The organism is Prosthecobacter sp., from assembly GCF_044226605.1.
GTDB lineage: Bacteria > Verrucomicrobiota > Verrucomicrobiia > Verrucomicrobiales > Verrucomicrobiaceae > Prosthecobacter.
Map to the genome: position 1 here is coordinate 31,390 of NZ_JBGAGS010000018.1, position 16,955 is coordinate 48,344.

Annotated in this window: 15 protein-coding genes and 1 tRNA gene; 11 read left to right on the forward strand and 5 right to left on the reverse strand. The window is 60.4% G+C overall.

From position 1 onward, the window contains the following. The first annotated feature begins 37 nt into the window (after positions 1–37). A tRNA-Tyr gene (locus ACILSO_RS23140) sits at positions 38–123 on the forward strand. A gap of 854 nt (positions 124–977) precedes the next feature. On the opposite strand, the gene ACILSO_RS23145 is transcribed toward ACILSO_RS23140, so the two are convergent. From ACILSO_RS23145 to ACILSO_RS23160, 4 genes are all read right to left on the reverse strand, one after another. After that, complete coding sequence (locus tag ACILSO_RS23145; RefSeq protein WP_395739842.1) at positions 978–1,703, reverse strand: hypothetical protein; 726 nt, start codon at positions 1,701–1,703, stop codon at positions 978–980. 82 nt (positions 1,704–1,785) lie between these two features. Further along, entirely contained in the window at positions 1,786–3,231 is a 1,446-nt protein-coding gene (locus ACILSO_RS23150) for a hypothetical protein (protein ID WP_395739843.1), read from the reverse strand. Further along, a complete protein-coding gene (locus ACILSO_RS23155; protein WP_395739844.1) occupies positions 3,222–3,395 on the reverse strand; it encodes a hypothetical protein in 174 nt (57 codons plus the stop codon). The genes ACILSO_RS23150 and ACILSO_RS23155 overlap by 10 nt, the downstream gene beginning before the upstream one ends. Next, complete coding sequence (locus ACILSO_RS23160) at positions 3,382–4,599, reverse strand: 1-acyl-sn-glycerol-3-phosphate acyltransferase (protein WP_395739845.1); 1,218 nt, start codon at positions 4,597–4,599, stop codon at positions 3,382–3,384. The genes ACILSO_RS23155 and ACILSO_RS23160 overlap by 14 nt, the downstream gene beginning before the upstream one ends. A gap of 353 nt (positions 4,600–4,952) precedes the next feature. Here ACILSO_RS23160 and ACILSO_RS23165 point away from each other — a divergent pair, with 353 nt between their 5' ends. The 10 genes from ACILSO_RS23165 to ACILSO_RS23210 all read left to right on the forward strand — a co-directional run bounded on the left by ACILSO_RS23165 (position 4,953) and on the right by ACILSO_RS23210 (position 16,213). Further along, complete coding sequence (locus ACILSO_RS23165; RefSeq protein WP_395739846.1) at positions 4,953–5,705, forward strand: RNA polymerase sigma factor; 753 nt, start codon at positions 4,953–4,955, stop codon at positions 5,703–5,705. Continuing rightward, positions 5,702–7,873 carry a protein kinase domain-containing protein gene (locus tag ACILSO_RS23170; RefSeq protein WP_395739847.1) on the forward strand — a complete coding sequence of 724 codons (2,172 nt, stop codon included), beginning with the start codon at positions 5,702–5,704 and terminating at the stop codon, positions 7,871–7,873. Before ACILSO_RS23165 ends, ACILSO_RS23170 begins: the two co-directional genes overlap by 4 nt. A 546-nt stretch (positions 7,874–8,419) precedes the next feature. Further along, positions 8,420–8,674, forward strand: coding sequence for a hypothetical protein (locus tag ACILSO_RS23175; RefSeq protein WP_395739848.1), 255 nt, complete (start codon positions 8,420–8,422; stop codon positions 8,672–8,674). A gap of 255 nt (positions 8,675–8,929) precedes the next feature. Beyond that, positions 8,930–10,249, forward strand: coding sequence for a hypothetical protein (locus ACILSO_RS23180; RefSeq protein ID WP_395739849.1), 1,320 nt, complete (start codon positions 8,930–8,932; stop codon positions 10,247–10,249). 40 nt (positions 10,250–10,289) lie between these two features. Continuing rightward, on the forward strand, positions 10,290–10,982 hold the full coding sequence (locus ACILSO_RS23185) for a hypothetical protein (protein ID WP_395739850.1): 693 nt from the start codon (positions 10,290–10,292) through the stop codon (positions 10,980–10,982). A 90-nt stretch (positions 10,983–11,072) separates the two neighbouring features. Next, a complete protein-coding gene (locus ACILSO_RS23190; protein ID WP_395739851.1) occupies positions 11,073–13,202 on the forward strand; it encodes an ATP-binding cassette domain-containing protein in 2,130 nt (709 codons plus the stop codon). A gap of 30 nt (positions 13,203–13,232) precedes the next feature. After that, the gene (locus ACILSO_RS23195) at positions 13,233–14,447 is read left to right on the forward strand and encodes a hypothetical protein (protein WP_395739852.1); all 1,215 of its coding nucleotides are present in this window, start codon (positions 13,233–13,235) and stop codon (positions 14,445–14,447) included. A gap of 13 nt (positions 14,448–14,460) precedes the next feature. Then, a complete protein-coding gene (locus tag ACILSO_RS23200) occupies positions 14,461–15,135 on the forward strand; it encodes a hypothetical protein (protein WP_395739853.1) in 675 nt (224 codons plus the stop codon). After that, positions 15,132–15,656 (forward strand): hypothetical protein, encoded by a 525-nt coding sequence (locus ACILSO_RS23205; RefSeq protein WP_395739854.1) that lies wholly within the window; start codon positions 15,132–15,134, stop codon positions 15,654–15,656. Before ACILSO_RS23200 ends, ACILSO_RS23205 begins: the two co-directional genes overlap by 4 nt. Positions 15,657–15,670: 14 nt before the next feature. Beyond that, positions 15,671–16,213, forward strand: coding sequence for a paraquat-inducible protein A (locus ACILSO_RS23210; RefSeq protein ID WP_395739855.1), 543 nt, complete (start codon positions 15,671–15,673; stop codon positions 16,211–16,213). Here ACILSO_RS23210 and ACILSO_RS23215 read toward each other — a convergent pair. Continuing rightward, a complete protein-coding gene (locus ACILSO_RS23215) occupies positions 16,199–16,951 on the reverse strand; it encodes a DUF998 domain-containing protein (protein WP_395739856.1) in 753 nt (250 codons plus the stop codon). The genes ACILSO_RS23210 and ACILSO_RS23215 overlap by 15 nt on opposite strands. Between the last annotated feature and the right edge of the window lie 4 nt (positions 16,952–16,955).

Consider the following 16,955-nt stretch of genomic DNA (forward strand, 5'->3'; position numbering starts at 1 on the left):
CCGACTCCATAATCGCGGCCCACTTCGAAAGGAGAATGGGTAGGTACCCGAGCGGTCAAAGGGGGCAGACTGTAAATCTGCTGGCTTACGCCTACGCTGGTTCGAATCCAGCCCTGCCCACCACCTTCATTCTAAGTGCTACGACTCCCGAAAGGGAGTTATCTTTGATGGGGAGCAATTTCCGAGTTCGAGCTGTTGAAAACTAACACTGGCCCTTGGTGCTCCACTGGGACGAACGACAGATGCGCCAGCGCGAGGTGGAGGGGGCGGTGATCAAAAAAACGAGAGCTTTGACACCTTGGCTTAGGTGAGCTCCACACATCTATTTGAAAACTTGTTTCAGAAACTCTGCCAATTTGTTCCACTCGTGGATTTAGCGCAAGCCGTGGCATACGATGTTAGGCAGACTCAGGCTTAACGCTGCCCCTTGAGACTCAAAGTTGGCTGGCTGGCAGCTCACGAGACAAAACTGAGAAGGTGCCAAGCGGAACAGTGGCCAGGGGCTGGCTCAAGCCATGAACTTTCAAGGCGATTCCGAATTCGAAGGCAGCTATGATTAGCTGAGCGCTGGAGAGCTTGGAGTCGCAGCGCATGGGGAAAAAGAGTCCCCTTCCCTGAGCCGTATTCCACATCCCTTTTGCATCCCCACACTCAAGTGTGCCCCCACCTCTCCAACCTTTAACCTACGGCAGACGTGTCCGTCATTTCATCAGGTTCAGGCGCAGGCGGCGAACCATTTTGCTTACCTGATAACAGGGAAGACAGCCGACTGGGCTTTTTTGGCAGAAGATGATGCCAGGCCAGCCATGCAACAGGATAGCAGGCACCCTGCGCTACAAGGACCTGCAGGCTGTTTTCGTTTTGAACTTCTGTACTCATTGTGGTTTGAATGATAAAACGATGCGGTGTCGACTCAGGCTATTAACTTAATGGGTTACCTCAGCCCGGTTTGCCTCATGGTGCGCGCGCCATCACGGTCATGGTCCGTCCTGCCGGGGAAACATGCGGTAGAGGTGCTCGTGGCGCTCCCGCAACCGCAGCAGCACGGCTGCGTTAGAGCGGCTTTCGTCGGTGGCATTTCGGGTTTGATCACCGAAGGCGGGCATGGCTGATGACGGGGTGCCGGGTTTTGCCAGGCTGTTTTCAAAGGTGGCTCCGGCATCCAAGACTACCCCCGGTCGCAGTAGAGCGGCACGAGAGTCAACAGAGGTGGGCACCTGCACGCCTGCCACGGCCTGCTGAGCAGGCTGCTGTGGGGTAGGAGGAGGCGGAGACGGAGATGCCTCAGACTCCTTCTGCTGGGCTATCCAAGCCTCCTGCCCGTTTAGATGCACACGGACGCGGGCGTCTTGTATGGATTCGGCATTCTCCATTTCCACGACCTGCATCACCCGGGCCTCGGAGGGCTCGTTTTGTTTTACCGTGAAGGTCTCCGTCGTGTCGGTGCGATATAGGTAAATGAGCATCTGTCCATCGACCTCTGACCAGCCAGAGAGCTGTAGATTGGCCGCCCAGTCGGAGTTTTCGACCGTGGGCACCACGGGTTTAACCTCATGCGTGGTGAAGAGGGAGCGCGTCCAAAGTGCCTGGTAGCCTGCCAGCGGCTTGGGCTCAAACGACGGCGATGGCGTTTCCGTCTCCTGCGCGTGCAATGTCCCGACAGTGACAACGGCCAGAAGCGAGGCGGAAAGTCGGTGAGTCATGCGGATGAATAAAATGAGATCCTGAAAATGGGCGCGGGGGGGGGAGCAGCCCCCCCGCGCACGGTTTAAGGTTTTTTTGGGGTTACTTTTTGGTGGTGGCGGTTTCCATGGTATTGACGCCACCCTGGTTGGAAGTCACGATCACATCGCATGGAGCGAAGGGGAGCACTCCAGTGGTGTAGATGTTGCCCGACTTGGTTGTCGTCAGCGGACCGTCTACGGTGTTGATGGTGAGAATTGCACCGTTGTCGGTGGAGTTTGCATTAACGGTCAGCACCTTCGTCGTATAGTTGTAAACGCAGGATGCGAGAACGATGTTATCTACCACAGGAAGGGTGAAGACACCGCCAGTTCCGTCGGTCACCGTGATGGCTGTCGGCATGGCTGCTCGTGTGGCATACTGCGCACTCTGATAGGAGAACTGGGTGCCACTCTTGTTCATCACGGCCGGGGTGACAGCCGGAGCGCTCAGGACCCCGTTCGTATTGACCGGAGGTGCCATGTAGACATTCAGTGTAGGTGCGCTCAAGGTGGAGACGGGGGCACCGGGCAAACGGTTGGCGAGCGTGCTCGGCGCTATAGCGCAGACGTCGACGCGACGATCCGCCGGTGCGGCTGATACGAAGGTGCGAGAAGCGCGAGTGATCTGTGTTGAGCGAGTGATCTGTGTTGAACTGGGCATAGCACCGGTCTTGACGCGGCCAAAGAGGTTGAAGTCTGTAGATTCGCTGAGGAGCACCGGAGCAGGAGGGATATTGTTCACAGGAGGTCCAACATACCAGATACGGCAGGCGTTGCGGCTGGCACCCAGGGGGCTGCCGGTGACCTTGGTCAGAGCGACTGGGTCTGCCAGATAGCTGCGGCCTTCAAAGGTGACCGGAGGCAGCTCTGCACCACCGGGCGTTGCGGAGGCCAAGAGGTAGGGGCCGACTTTGCTGCCGAGCGAAAGCTGAAATCCCGCCGGAGCTGCGGACAGGCCGACGTCTTCTGTGTTGAAGATACGGTCGCCAGCGCGAAGCGTGGTGAAGGTGGTGGTGCTGTACGGAGTCTCGACGATGTAGTCGCCATCATACGGCACTCCGCGCCAGTCGATGCGGATGCGGGTGAAGGCGATCTGATCGCCGACAGCTGTGACACCTTTGCTGAAACTGCCTTCATGCGCCAGGGAAATCGTGCAGCGGCCAGTCTGGGCACCGGCACCTGCTGCAACGGGGACGTTCATGATATTGCGGGCCAGGAAGTAGAAATGTTCCACGAACCAATTGGTTGGGAAAACTTCAGGGAAGACAGCGCCTGGGGCGCCAACCGCGTTGGGGAGGATGACGTTGTAGCCGGCGGCCAGTTCAGTCGCGCTTTTGGGCGTCAGCATTTCGAGAGCCAGACCTGTCTTGTCTTGGTACCACTGTGGGAAACCGTTTTGAGGGTCGATGGGCCCCACGCGCTGGAGACCGATACTGGCCCCGGTGGAGATCACCGAATTAACGGGCTGGGCGTTGGCAGTCGTGAAGACCGTGGCAGTCAGCCCCATGGCAAGGAGCGTGCAGGCAAGGCTGCTGCGATCAGTCCCGTGTACACCAGCACCGGAGGTGAAAACAGGCCGAGCTGCGGCACCAGCCTTGCCAGCGTGATCCCGAAGAACACACCGAATGCGATTTCATGCGGCAGCAGCGGCCAGTGCTCAAATCGTTTCATCGGGCAGCGTGCTTAAAAGTTGCTGGTGGAAGTGGAGCGCACGGCCGCGCAAGTCGCGATGCCGCAGGCCGTTGTTTATCTCGATGATGACCTTGCGCGTCAGTCGTGTGAGCTTGAGGGTGGCCAAGGTGATGAGCGCGTAGCAGGCCAGCCATGCCGGGTGCCCCGAAAGGATCAGCACCACCGTCAGCAAGGCCACCCATGCCACGAAGACAGGCGCGCCCACGAGGAGGCGCCAGAGGGAGACGACGTTCGGCCCGTCGGCGAAGCGCTGACCCGCCCATGCGCCCGCGAGCAAGGGCGGCGCGTTCAGCAGCCAACCCGCGAGAGTGATGGGACCGATGAGCACCAGCACGATGAACATCACGAACAGCGGAAAGATCGGACAGAGGGGGACGCCTTGATGAAACAGCAGACCGGGCCGTACGAAGTCCGCAGACAACTGCCTCCACCCCGTTTCCAACGGCGTGGGAATGGCGTGCTCAAGCTGCTTGAGTGATTTGAAATAACTGCGCCGGGTGCCCAGCGTGGCAATGTATGCCAGGGGCTGGATGGTGGACTGATATTCATCCGAAACGACATTGACGCCCACCTGCTCAAGTGCGGATTCGAAGCGTCTCTTCAACTCCCGCAGCTTCACGGCACGGCTCCATTCCGCGGGCATCTCTGTGGAAACTGGCGGACCGAAGACCACCTCCACCCGCGACCGAAACTCTCCCGGTGCTTCGTAGTGAATGCCAACGGGAACGATGGGAAGTGAGCCGTCCGAACTTTCGAGGATTTCGAGTGCGAGGTGGGCCGCCCCGCTTTTGAACGGCAAATGACGCGGGCCGAGCGAACTCGTGCCCTCCGGGAACACGCACAAACAGCCATTCTTCCTGAGATGCTCAACGCATTGGGCGAGTCCGCGCGTGTTAACTGCTTTCGATTCCGCCGCATCGCTCAGGTCCCTCTCCCGGGCCACCTCCAAGCCGTTAAAAAAGACCCTCCCGACAAGGCTTTTGCGCAGTTGCACTGAGATCATGAACTCGATCCGCCGGACGATCGAGTGGTAGACGAAACCGTCCACGGCTCCATTTCGGTGCAGACCAAGGAGCAGCAGCGGACCACTTGCAGGGACATGGCCCGCGCCGACGACCGTGACCTTGTCGAAGTAAAGGTGTGCAAGAAAGGTGTGAAAAATGGGATGCCAGAAAGTCGACATGGCCGGGAAAAAATTAACAAGTGGCGGGTGAAAAGCGGTGCGCGGAGTGGTGGATTTATGCGCTACATCCGGACCACCTGAGAAAGGTTACAGGCCAATCTTCAACCGTTGGCTGACGCCTCGACCTCGCTGCCAAGCTTGAGCTTCCCCTGCCCTGCGGTGTTTTGGGTGACGTGATCTCTGGTCCAAAGGCTATGCGCTGCTGGAAAACCTCGGGCAGATCAGCAGCCGACATTGGCTGCTCGGCATCCAATAGATCTCAACCCTATTCAGCGGGCTTCCAATCAACCGATTTATTCACATTGCTTTTCGCTTGCTTCGTCGGGCGGCCACCTAAGCTCGGCATCTCTGCCATGCTTCATGTTCCTAAAACTAGTTGGACACTCCTCTCCCAAGTCACCAATGACGGCAGCCCGGAGGCGTTTGAGGCGCTGGGGAAATACTGCAAACTGTATGAACACTGCATCCTGGCGTATTTCAGAGAGCTGGTTGATGAGGCAGATGCACGCGACCTCAGCCAGACCTACTTTGTTCAGCTTGTGAGCAAGCACCGGCCGTTCGGCCGTGTAAAAAAGATTGAGGGCAAGCCCTTCCGTGTGTGGCTGAAGACGCAGCTCCACCGCCTTTACGTGACCTGGGTGCGCTTTCAGCGTGCAAAAAAGCGCCACGGCGAGCACGTGGACGCCCAGAAGGTGGAGAACAAACTTGCGGACACCTACTCCGCGGACAAGGCCTTCGACGAGCAGTGGCTCCTGACTGTGCTGGACCTTTCCATGCAGCGCCTTGCCACCTGGTGCGCAGAACGCAACCTCAGCCCCATACTGGATATTCTCAGGCCGATCCTGCTGAATCTGAGCACGGAGCCCCACCACCTCATTGCCGCCCGCCAGGGCTGGAATGAGGAGACCATGAAGCAATACGTACACCGCATGCGCGGACACTTTTCTGACCAGCTCCTCGAGGTCGTCCGTGAGACCGTTGGCTCCCTGGAGGAGGCATCCGAAGAGCTTGATTATCTCGGCAACCTGCGCGTCATTCACAGAGGAAAAAGCAAAGTAAGGCATAGCAGCACCAGTGCCGAAAAGCATGGAGGTGAAGGGAGATGAGCCTTCCTGCCACTCCGGGAGAAGAAGATCCCACCTTCCATTGCGATCCCGACGTCATCGATGAAATTTTCTGCCGTGCGCGCATACGCGCGGAAGGCGTCCGTGCGGAATGGCACGCGCCTGCAGTGGAGGTAGTCGCCGCCATGCTGGAGGGAAAGTATGACCAGATCACCTACCTCGGCCGAGGCGGCATGGCCGCCGTTTACAGCGGCCGCCACATCAAGCTCAACATCAAAGTGGCCATCAAGCTCCCCGGACTTCGACTCCGTTCCGAGGAAGATTTGGAGCGATTCCGCAAAGAGGCCCACAACCTCCTGGCCCTCACGGACGAGCGCATCGTGCGTATTTACGACTACGATGAAGTCGGTGGCGTGCCCTACTACAGCATGGAGCTGGTGGCGGGCCGCACGCTTCATGAATCAGCCCCGGATCTCTCCGCCGAGCAAAAGCTTCGCGTGGTCATCAGCCTCTGCCGCGTGCTCGCCTTTGTGCATTCCAGAGGCGTCATCCACCGCGATGTCAAACCTGACAACATCATGGTTCTGGCGGAGGAAAAGATCAAGCTCATGGACTTCGGCATCGCGTGCATGAGTGATGGACTTGCCGGCTTCACCCGGCTGGGTACGCAGGACTTTCAATCCCCGGAGCAGGCTTTTGGCACCGGTGTCACCCACCAAAGCGACATTTACTCCCTGGGCATGACGTTGTGGTGGCTCTTCACCGGGCAGTCGCGGGTGCGTGTCTTTGATCCCGGAGCGGAGGAGGAATTTGCCGCCAAGGTTCCACCCGATGTGATGGCGGATGTCAAAAAGGCCTGCCAGCTGCAGCCCAAAGACCGCTTTGATGATATGAAGGCCATGGAAGGAGCGCTGGAGCGCAGTCTCTTCCAGATGCAACACCCTTCCCTGCCAGGTCGGACAGCATCGCCCGCGCCCAAAGCCCAGCCCCCGCCCATCCCGGCTGCTGCTCCCACCGCTGCCGCTGCCCCCATCCCCACTGCTGCTCCCACCGCCACTGCTCCACCCGTACCAGTCTCGGCGCCCCCACCACAGCCGAAACCCAGGCCTCAAACGCAACCCCAAACGCAACCCCAAACGCGGCCGCAGCCCAAGCTCAGTCTGTGGCATCGATTGAAAGGCAGTCTCTCCATCGAAAGGCTCAGCCCTCAGATAAACTGGGTTCAGTGCTTCACCTGGGCGGCAGCCATCGCCGTGGTGGCGTGGAACATCGGCCTTACTCATGCGCTCTTCCTGGCTGCCGCGGTGCGCGTGTTCTTGTTCACCCGTGTTTCGCTGCGTCTGCGGCAGGTGGGCGTTGGCATTGTGGCGCTGGCATGGATGGGGTGGGCGTTCCTGCCCGTCTCCCCCTCCCGCGCCAAGGCAGACCGCCCCTTTGTCAATTCCCTCGGCATGAGCTTTGTGCCCCTGCCTGGCACGCAGGTTCTCATCGCCGTGCGGCCAACGGAGGCCCGGGCATACCACAAGTTCGTTGATGAGCAGAGCACCTTCTGGGACCGCAGCTGGCTGACGTACAGCAATGCCAATTCGAAGACCGACCCCGTGCGCCACATCAGCTGCAAGGAGGCGAAAGCTTTCGTCGATTGGCTCTCCCTGCGCGAGGGCCTGAACTACCGCCTGCAGACCTCTCAGGAGTGGGAGCAGGCTGTCGCGCCCGGAGGGCCCATTTACGGAGACGCCAAAACCATTTATATCCCCTGGGAGGACTACGATGATTCCACCAAGCCCAACCGGCTCGGCATCGAACCCATCGATCTCGATGACTTTGAGTGGTGTGAGAACAGTGAGGTTATAACCGCGGCCCCTGGCAACGCTCAAGGCTTTGCCGCAGGCAGCCTGCACACCTACCGCTGGTTGCGTTCGGGTGTTTTCGAGCCCGGCGGGCAGGCCATCGTGTTTCGGACGTCGTCGCTGGAGACCGATCGCAATCCCCTGTCAGCATTCATCAGAGCACTGGTGGTGCCAAAGCCTCCTGCCAAGACCACCTTTACTGCCAGCACCGCCAAGGAAACAAAGAAGTCCTCGGTGCCAGAAGGTGTCTACAGCACGCGCTACACGTTCCGCTGCGTTTTGGACCTCCGGCCGCCGGCTCAAAAATCGTCCTCATCCGCAACTCCGGGTCCTGACATGATTTCGGAAAACAAAAAGTGACCTTTCTTTGACCTCCGGTGCGGACCTGCGGGCACTTCTTTGCAAGCGCCTTGCATAACGCCATGCACAGCTCTCCGCCCTTGGTCCCGCTTCAAACGTCACATAGGTCTTGGGGCACCTTTCCACTGCAGCGGATTCCCCTCCGGTGAAGAAGCCGCGCCGAGCCTGCTACCGGCAGCACCTCAAATACCATGCACGAAGCCTTCTACCTTGGCTCCGCGGTCCTCCCTCACATATCCACCCTATCCATGGCGGTCTCTAATACCATTTAATACCCTATCCTACTACATAGAAGCATGTCTGCGCCGGATTGAACCCAGATTGAAACATCCGCCTCGCCCCTTACCCAGCCTGCCCCGCAAAAAATATCTCAACTTTTTTCCAACCTTCATCCGGCATTGGCGAGTTCCCCAATAAGCCCCCCAAAAAAGCATCCCAGTCCCACCGCCCAAAAAAACCTCAACTTTTTTCCAACCTTCGTCCCGCTTTTTCGAGTTCCCCTATAACCCCCCAAAAATCATCACCTCCTCAAACCCCATCACCGCCATGAGCAAAATGTCCGACAATCAGAGCAACTGCCCCGCCTGCCCACGCTGTTCCGGCAGTTCGAACCGCCTGCACTGGAACTCCGGCCTGCCCGGAGACGGCATCGGCGCCAATCACACCGCCCGCAATCTCACCGGCGGCCACCCCATCGCCGGTGCTCTCGGCCTGCTCTTCATCGGTGCCAAGATGACCTGCTCCTCCATCTACAAATGCCGCGTCTGCGATCACCAGTGGCGGGGCTGGTTCAAGTCCTGATCTCCACTCTACCCCCATCTCAAAAATCAAAATCAATCATCCGCAAACGCTTCACCCCATCCGACTATGACCACCCATCGAAACCCATCCGCCATCTCCCAAGAGCTTTTTCAGCCACAGCCACAGCGGCCATCTCATCAGCGTGTCCGCCCATGGCGCCCCACGCTGTTCGCAGGGCTACTGCTCACTTTCGGCACCGCAGTGTCAGGTCTGCGGGCCGGGGAAGATAACCGCTTCGAAAAGCAGATAGCTCCCGTGCCCGCTGCTCCAGCCGGGGACTGGTGGAAAACATCCTGGAACGAAGGCTGGACCTACCAGCACCGCGGTGACTTCACACTGGGGGCCCGTGTGCGGATTCGCGAAAAGGCCAAGGTCCACTGGTGGCAGTCCCTGATCTCCGGTGCCGAGGAATACCTCGGAGAAATGAACCTGGAGGCGCGCGGGAAATCCCTCGCCGAGAGCGGCGTTCTGCGAAATCAAAACGGTGAGATCATGATCTCCCGGTACTACCCGAGGACGGACGTGACGCGCGCGATCTTCCGCAAGCCCGTGGGAGAACCCACCTTCGTGGACGATGTGCTCGGCATGATCGTGGACGACAAAACTCGTGGCAGCCTCATCACCACCTTCATGGGCAGCTTGTTTGGCGCGGCTTCCACCCTTGTGGTGCAGGACCCTTCCTTCACCACTGCCAAGGTGGTGGGCGCCGCCGGCGTCTGGGTCGGCAGCAAGGCGGACGACCTCGCCAGCGAGCAGCTCAAAAAGCATGGCATACAGAAACGCACGGACGGCGGCATCGAGATCTCCCCGGACTCCTCGCTGCTGCAATTCTCCGACTCCACCAAGGCGCTCGCAGACCTGGCCAACCTGGCGATGCAGCTTAACGAGGCCTTCAACCGCCGCATGTTCATGATCCGCGCCTCCGCCAGGTCTGGAGATGAGCTGGATGCACGGCAGATTTACAATGAAGGCGGCGACCTGGCCGTTTATGCCGAGAAGAAAGCCGCTGAAGGCGCTGACAAGGCCTTTGACTGGCTCAAGGGACGCATGGCCGCCTATCAGGAGCCCACCAGCATCGTGAAAGGCGTCCTGCAGCGGGAGACCTTCGCCCTCTCCAGCCAGATCTTCGACTCCAAGGAGCGCAAGCCTGGAGACACCTGGATCGTCCCGGCGAGTTTCTTCAATACGTTCCTGCATCCGGACCTGAAGGGAAGCTTCCGAGGAAGCGTCGTCCTCCACTACGTGGGAGATGTCAAAGTGCCCTCACGCGACGAGGAAGGCGTCGTCTTTGAAGCCCGCGAGATCGAAGTGTCCTACAAAGGCAAGGTGGACGGGCGCACCGTGCACAGCACGCTGGAATACACCGAACCCCAGTTCTCCGCCAGCCTGCGGGAGGACACCGAAGGCGTGCTCTTTGTGGACAAGCAGAACGGCTACGTCAGGCAGGCAAACCTCAGCATGATCAGCAACGTGCAGGCCGGACTGCCGGACATGGAGATCCTCCAGGGCTTCGACGTGGCCGGAGACGCACGCTTTGAGGTGCAGTACACCTGCAAAGGCGAGCCGGTGAAATGAAATCAAATGAAACGAATATTACTTTAAACCACATCCTACCATGAAGTTTCCCCGCATTCTCCGTGTCAGCAGCCTTGTGCTCTACGCGATCTTTTTTGGCCTGGGCGTCCTCGCCAGCGCGCTTCGTCCGGAGCTGCCCCGGCAGGTCGGGCGCTGGATCAACGCCCCCGATCCTACGGGTGGCCCGAAAGACCCACTTCCTCCGCCTCCGCCACCCCGCCCGACGCTGGACCAGTACAACGAGGTCCTCAGCGATTCCCTGGCACTGGTGGAGGCGCAGCACACTTTCTACGTGCACGTCACGCACAACACGCGCTTCGCCGTCAATGTGAAGGAACTGGGGTCCGTGAATGAGAAAGGCGGCACCGTCATGGTCCAGAAGGCCTACAATGCGTCCGACGCCGTGGACGAGCCAATAGCCGTGCATGGCTATCTTTTCACATGCCGTCCCGTCGTCTACGGGCCGGAGAAGAAGGACGGCTTTGCCGTGCTGGCCTTCCCTGAGAAGGACCTCAAATGGCCGCACTACCTCAGCATCATCCCAGATGCCCGGGGCGGACTCCCTGCCATGTCTTCCTCAGACACCTGGGAGATCGAGGACGCGGACGCGGCGCAGAAGCTCCGCGAACTCTTCCAGCAAAACAAAGTGATGATGACGGATCTCGCGCACTACTCGCCGGAGAGCCACCGCGGAAGCTTTCTCATCTCCAACTTCAAAAAGGACTCCCGCTAGAGACCCGGCGCTTTCAGCCGCCACCGCAGCGCGGCTTCTGCACCGCTGCGCCTCGCCTCCCTCATCCCGACCCATTCTCTCTCCACGCCCATGACCACGAAGCCCTGTCTTGAAATCCTAAACTTCGAAGCGCACTCGAAGGCCATCTCGATGCGAATCGACAAACTGGAAGTGCTGCACGGGGAGTTCTGCGCCTTGGTGGCCAGGAGCGGGGCCGGCAAATCCGTGCTGCTCAGCATCATCACCGGGCACCCGCTCGGACCGTGGATGAAGGAGAGAAACGCGGTGAGCTTTGACCTGTTCCGAGTAGGCAGGACTGCCGTCTCGCAGCAGACCTTTTCCTCTCCAGCCCACCTGCGCGCAGCCCTGCGGGATGAGAATCTGGTCTACCTGCCGCAGAAGCTGCCGGAAGACCGCTCCATGCAGCGGCTCTGCCTCTCTGAAATGGTGGATGTGGTGTGCGCCGTCGCCCTGCAGTGCCCGCCGGACGCCGCCATGGAAAAGCTGCGCGAAAAATGCCGGGCGTTCGGCTTGGAAAATGTGCTGGAGCAGCCTCTCAAAGACCTGTCCGGCGGCGAGCGCAAGAGGGTGGAGATCATCGCCCGCCTCACCGGCGTGGAACTGCGTGACCGCGAGGCAGGGCGGGAGGAGGTGCTCTTCCTCCTGGATGAACCCACCACCGGCCTGGACAATGCCACGCAGCGTGAGTACTTCCGCTTCCTGAAGCAGACGCGGCAGCTCTTCACAGACATCAGCATCTCCTTCGTCATCGCCACCCATGCACTCTCCCTGCTGGAAGAAAGGGATGAAGCCACGGGGGAGGGCCTCTTTGACCGCGTGCTCTACGTTCGCAAAGAAGAATGCCGGGGAGATGGACCCGGGACTTCCGGCAGCAAGCACTGCCAGCTGGCCTTCTGCGGGAGTGTGCAGGATTTCGTCAGTTCCGAGCACTTCGCGGAGCTCAACGGCCAGCAAAAAAGCCGCAGCACATTCGTCCCCGCAGCCGCCGCCCGCTCACAGCGCGCGTCCGTTTCGGAAACTGCATCAGCTTCCACGGCAGGCAGCGCCGCGCCCGTCCTGGCAAAATCCGGCGGCCTCCCGCTGCTGTGCTCCACCCTGCGCGGAGAGCTGCGCCGTGCCTATGGCAAACAGTTTGAGGGCAAGGGAAAGCGGGCGGTCTTCCTCATTCCTCTGCTCGTCGGGCTGGTGGTCTTTGCCGCGTTTCTCGCGCGCAATGAGATCAATCCCGAGCGCTTCATCTTCTTCAGCACCATCTACGCCTTCTGGATCGGCATCTTCAACAGCTGCCAGATCGTCAATGGCGCGGTGGCCTCCGGTGAGTGGAACTACTGGGTGCTGGCCATGCGCCGTCCTTTTTTCAATTACATCTTCGCCAATGCGCTGGTCAGCTTTCTCCTCTCCCTGCTTCAGCTCAGCGTCTTTGCGGCAGCGGTGCTCCTTTTTTCAGCGCTGCGCGGGGAGGACAGCCTTTTCAATGTCTTCGTCAATCAGTCGCAGCTGCCCGTGTACTTCATCGAAACCGTGGCAGGCCTTCCTTCCCTTCTCCTTGTAGTTGGCCTGTTTTTTTCCAGCCTTCTCATGGGTGCGCTGTCAGGCACAGGACTGGGCACCCTCATCAGCTGCGTGGCCAAGGACACCCTGGGCGCTCTGAAGATCGCCGTCGGAATCGTGGTCGTCTCCATGGTTTCCTCCACCGCAGTTTTAAAGGGAGACGGCAGCGCCATGCCCGTGGCGCCGCCTCTGTATCTGAAGCTCCAGTGTCCCGCGCCCTTTCTTTCCATGCCCGCCACTTTTTACAGCGCGCAGCCCCACGCAGGCTTCTGGCCTCACCTGCTGGAAGACGTCTCATTTCTCCTGCCGCAGCGTTACTTCTTCAACATCGGCCGCGTGCTGGACAAGGACGTCCTCGAGTCCTCCGAGCGCTACGTGAAGAGGAATGAAGACTTTGAGTACAAGCTCACCGGCGAGGTCGCAGCCAGCTGGCAAAGCTGGAAACGCGTTACCAACAAGGAAACGCTCGCGCAGGTCCGCGAGATCCTGGAGGAGGAAAACAAGCCTCTCGGGGAAGGCGCATTCCCGCAACTGCTGCTGAGGATCATCGGGCTGGAGACGCTCGCCTGCAGCCTGCTGTCCGGCCTGTTCTTCCTCCTCGGCACCTGGCTCACCTTCAAGAACAAAAGCAACTACGAGATCCACTAACCCCATCCCCTTCCCCCTCTCCCGCACTCCATGAATACACATCCCCACCGCCCCCTGCTTCTTCGCGCCGGCATGCTGCTGCTCGCCTGCGTGCCCGGCCTGCGCGCCCAGTCCTCTCTGAACCTGGACTCCAACATGCTCCTCTGGAAAAAAAACTTTGCCTACCGCACCGAGGTCAAGGCCGACATCTCGCTCACCAACACCAAGATCGAGGTCAACATGACCGACCGCTCCGCCGCGGGCCACCAGCCGCGCTCCTTTCACTATCAGGGCGCCATGGTTTACAACACCGAACTGGAGAAGCAGGCCAACTACAACGGCTCCGCCAGGCGCTACTACCAGCTGTGTGACATCATGAAAAGCGAAACCAACCCGCTGGAGCTGAAGGTGGAGGCCGGCTTCTGGGAGGTGTGGGCGCAGCGGCTCTGGTATGACCTGCCAGCCGAGTGGCAGCCGCATGTGGAGGTGAAGGAGCGCAACGCCGAAGTTTTCGGCGGCAGCTACATCATCGTGCGCCAGAAGACGGGCTCTCCGGACCTCCTGGGCGGCGGCGCGCTGGAACTCGCGTTCCAGTCAATGGGCGCCCTGTCAAAACAATGGTTCCTTCTGGAATGGACCCGGCCCAACTCGATGCGAAACGCCGCCGTGAAAGTCTCTCCCGCGGAGCTGCGGGACAAGCGTGTGGTGGCCACCGGCGCGCACGCCAGCACCATGGTCAATGACGTCATCAAGCGCGAGTCCAAGCTCCTCTACGAGGCCATGCTGGGCTTTCAGGGAGAGCGAAAAGAAGGCGACCAGTGGGTCGTCGAGGGCGAGACGCTGGACGCCATGGTCCACCCCACGGTGAAAGGCTCCTTTCGCGGATCCGCCATCGTCCGCGCGGAAGTCGTGAGAAACCAGTCTCCGGTACGAACCGTGGAGGAGATCAACGGCTTCAGGCTCAGGTTCATCCCCCGCGGCATCGTGGACGGCAGAAGTCTTGTCACAGATCTCCGCTTCGAGGTCGAGACGGTGGACGGCGGCACTCACTCCACGAAGCTCACGCCGGAGGACGGCAGGTTTTCCGGTGAGATCTGGCTGGACGCTGAAAACCAGAGTGTGCGCTACGGCGAGCTGCGTGTGGACGGCTCCAAGTACAACGGCTGTCTGCCCCGCATCGGAGACCTCAATGCCAAGATCAGACTGGACGCAGACTTCCACTTCAACCTGTCCTACACCCAGTCCATCTCCCCCACCGAGCCCTGAACCCTGACCATCCATGTTCCGCTGCTTTTCATCCCTGCTGCCCGCCGCCTTTGCCTGCCTTCTCAGCGCATGCGCCAGCAGTGCCACCCATCCCAAGGCCTCGCGCGCAGCTGATGCAGCTGCCGCCGCAAACGCGGACGGTGGCACCGCCCCGCTCTCTCTGGCTGGCAGGCGGCGCGTGCTCTCCGGCATGCTCGCGCTCGTGGAGGCGCAGCACACCTTCTGCGTCCACATCATGCATGGCGACCGCTTCGCCCGGAACATCCGCGAGCTCGGCTCCGGTGCAGAACCTGGAGGAACCCTCATGCTGAGGGACGTGTGGAATGCCGATGCCGACGCCTTGCAGGCACCGCTGGAAGGCTGGTGCTTTCAAGTGAGGCCCCTCGCGACGAATGTCACCGGCCGGAAGGACGGCTTTGCGGTGGCCGCATTCCCCGCTCCGCGCACGGAGGCAGCAGGGGTGCACTCTCCCATCTTTCTTACCCTGGTGCCCTCCGCCCAGGGCGGGCTGCCCGCCATGCTCGCCGCAGACACCTGGGAGGTGCGCGACACGCCGCTGGTAAAAAGACTCCGCGATGCCCTGCGACTCCAGGAACCTTTGAATGAAGCGGTGGTGGCGGCATGCGCACCCTCGCCCAAAAACACCACCCGCGTGCTTCACCACTTCACCCCCGACTCACCCCAATGACAACGCCCACAACTCCAAACAGGAACAATCCCACCCAGCCTCCAGGCAGCAACACGCCAGCATCTTCCGGCCGCAGAATCCTGGGCTGTGGCTGCTTTGTGATCGTCATCGCGCTCTATCTCACCATCAGCATGGTGCGTTTTGCATTTCCCTCAGGCGGACCGCCACCCGAGCGCCCGGGCCATGCCGCTCCGCCAAACCTGCTGCTGAAGTATGCCGGTGTCTTCATCTCAGACACCGGCAAAGCGAGGGTGGAGATCAATGCGGAGAAAAAAAGCTTTTCCTTCTACACGACCGTCAGCGGACGCCAGCTGCTCCAGACAGAGATGGTCCCGGTCGAAGTGAGGGTGCTGGACGACGCTGGCCAGGTCATCGAGCTTCTGGGTGATGACCATCAGGCTGGCGGAGCCCCTGCGGCGCGAGTGCGCATCACCCGCACCTCGGAGGCCGGCTCCTTCAAACTCGAGCGAGTCAGGCCCGTGGGCGGCATCCTCGGAGACTTCCACAAGCAGCAGCCCTGAATTTCCCGCCGCCCATGCAGCACTCCCACCTCCAGCCCCATGCCCGGACAAGTCCCGAAGCCTGGGAGATCTACAAGTTTCTCACGTTCTTCCACACCTTGACGTTTGGCGCCGGACTCTTTGCTCCCATGATGACGCTGCACAAAGGACTGTGGATCTTCAAGGAGGAGACCACCTACTCCATGCTTGAAGGCATCCAGGATCTCGCCGCCGGTGGCGATCGCTGGATCGCAGTGCTCGTGTTCATCTTCAGCATCCTCTTTCCCGTGCTGAAAATCTGGCTGCTCACCTGGTCCTGGCTCACTAAAGCGCACCGCCATTCCGGCAGGATCGCCGCGAGCGTGGCCATGCTGGGGAAATGGTCCATGCTGGACGTCTTCGTGGTGGCCCTCCTCGTCTGCCTCGTGAAAGTCGGGGACCTCGTCACCGTCAAAGTTCGTTGGGGACTGTACTCCTTCTGCCTCTCCGTCCTCCTCGGCCTCTGCACCTCCTGGCTCACCTCCCGGATCTTGGGCAAACGAGCACCACATACAGGCCAATCTTCAACCCTTGGCTGACGCCTCGACCTCGCTGCCAAGCGTGAGCTTCCCCGGCACTGCGGTGTTTTTGGGCGACATGGTCTGGCGGGCGTACCAGAGCCAGGCGTACATGGTGGCGAAGCCGAGGCGCTGCCAGGTGCCGTGATGCTGGGTGGCGTGATCTCCGGTCCAAAAGAGGACGGCCATGGCGAGGACTGCTGCGAGGGTGCGCCGTCCGAAGGGGCGGTGCCGCGGGGTGGCCGCTGCTGCGGTGGCGATGCAGAAGATGCCGGTGAGGCCCGTGGTGATGACGAGACGGATGGCGCGGTAGTGAACGTCTGCGTAGGCGTCCGCCATGCCGTGTTCATACGGGGTGCGCGAGGTGCTGGAGGTGAACCACCAGGTGGGCGTCCACCATTCATGCGCCGGGGGCGGGGGCTGCTCGACGCGCCGCATGGGGGCATAGGCCACGAAGAATTCGCCCATGGCTGTGGCGGCGAGGAGGAGGCTGCCGATGAGGGTCAGCATGTTTCCTTCACTCTGGCGCAGGAAGGCGAGTGCGAGCAGGAAGAGCAGCATGGCAAAGGCAAAGCTGGCGACGATGAGCCAGGGCCAGTGCGGGGCTTTTTTCATGTATTCGGTGACGTAGCTGTCGGTCAGGCTGAGGCCGACGGATTCGCCTCCGACGTGACCATAAATCAATGCTCCCAGGGTGATGAAGAGGCAGATGACGATCGCCAGATCGATCAGCCGGGAGAGCAATGGACGTTCATTCATGGGC

Excerpts from the sequence above, each read along its gene's own strand:
- ACILSO_RS23145 (WP_395739842.1), bottom strand. The coding sequence starts at position 1,703 with ATGACTCACCGACTTTCCGCCTCGCTTCTGGCCGTTGTCACTGTCGGG.
- ACILSO_RS23150 (WP_395739843.1), bottom strand. The coding sequence starts at position 3,231 with ATGGGGCTGACTGCCACGGTCTTCACGACTGCCAACGCCCAGCCCGTT.
- ACILSO_RS23155 (WP_395739844.1), bottom strand. The coding sequence starts at position 3,395 with ATGAAACGATTTGAGCACTGGCCGCTGCTGCCGCATGAAATCGCATTC.
- ACILSO_RS23160 (WP_395739845.1), bottom strand. The coding sequence starts at position 4,599 with ATGTCGACTTTCTGGCATCCCATTTTTCACACCTTTCTTGCACACCTT.
- ACILSO_RS23165 (WP_395739846.1), top strand. The coding sequence starts at position 4,953 with ATGCTTCATGTTCCTAAAACTAGTTGGACACTCCTCTCCCAAGTCACC.
- ACILSO_RS23170 (WP_395739847.1), top strand. The coding sequence starts at position 5,702 with ATGAGCCTTCCTGCCACTCCGGGAGAAGAAGATCCCACCTTCCATTGC.
- ACILSO_RS23175 (WP_395739848.1), top strand. The coding sequence starts at position 8,420 with ATGAGCAAAATGTCCGACAATCAGAGCAACTGCCCCGCCTGCCCACGC.
- ACILSO_RS23185 (WP_395739850.1), top strand. The coding sequence starts at position 10,290 with ATGAAGTTTCCCCGCATTCTCCGTGTCAGCAGCCTTGTGCTCTACGCG.
- ACILSO_RS23190 (WP_395739851.1), top strand. The coding sequence starts at position 11,073 with ATGACCACGAAGCCCTGTCTTGAAATCCTAAACTTCGAAGCGCACTCG.
- ACILSO_RS23195 (WP_395739852.1), top strand. The coding sequence starts at position 13,233 with ATGAATACACATCCCCACCGCCCCCTGCTTCTTCGCGCCGGCATGCTG.
- ACILSO_RS23200 (WP_395739853.1), top strand. The coding sequence starts at position 14,461 with ATGTTCCGCTGCTTTTCATCCCTGCTGCCCGCCGCCTTTGCCTGCCTT.
- ACILSO_RS23205 (WP_395739854.1), top strand. The coding sequence starts at position 15,132 with ATGACAACGCCCACAACTCCAAACAGGAACAATCCCACCCAGCCTCCA.
- ACILSO_RS23210 (WP_395739855.1), top strand. The coding sequence starts at position 15,671 with ATGCAGCACTCCCACCTCCAGCCCCATGCCCGGACAAGTCCCGAAGCC.
- ACILSO_RS23215 (WP_395739856.1), bottom strand. The coding sequence starts at position 16,951 with ATGAATGAACGTCCATTGCTCTCCCGGCTGATCGATCTGGCGATCGTC.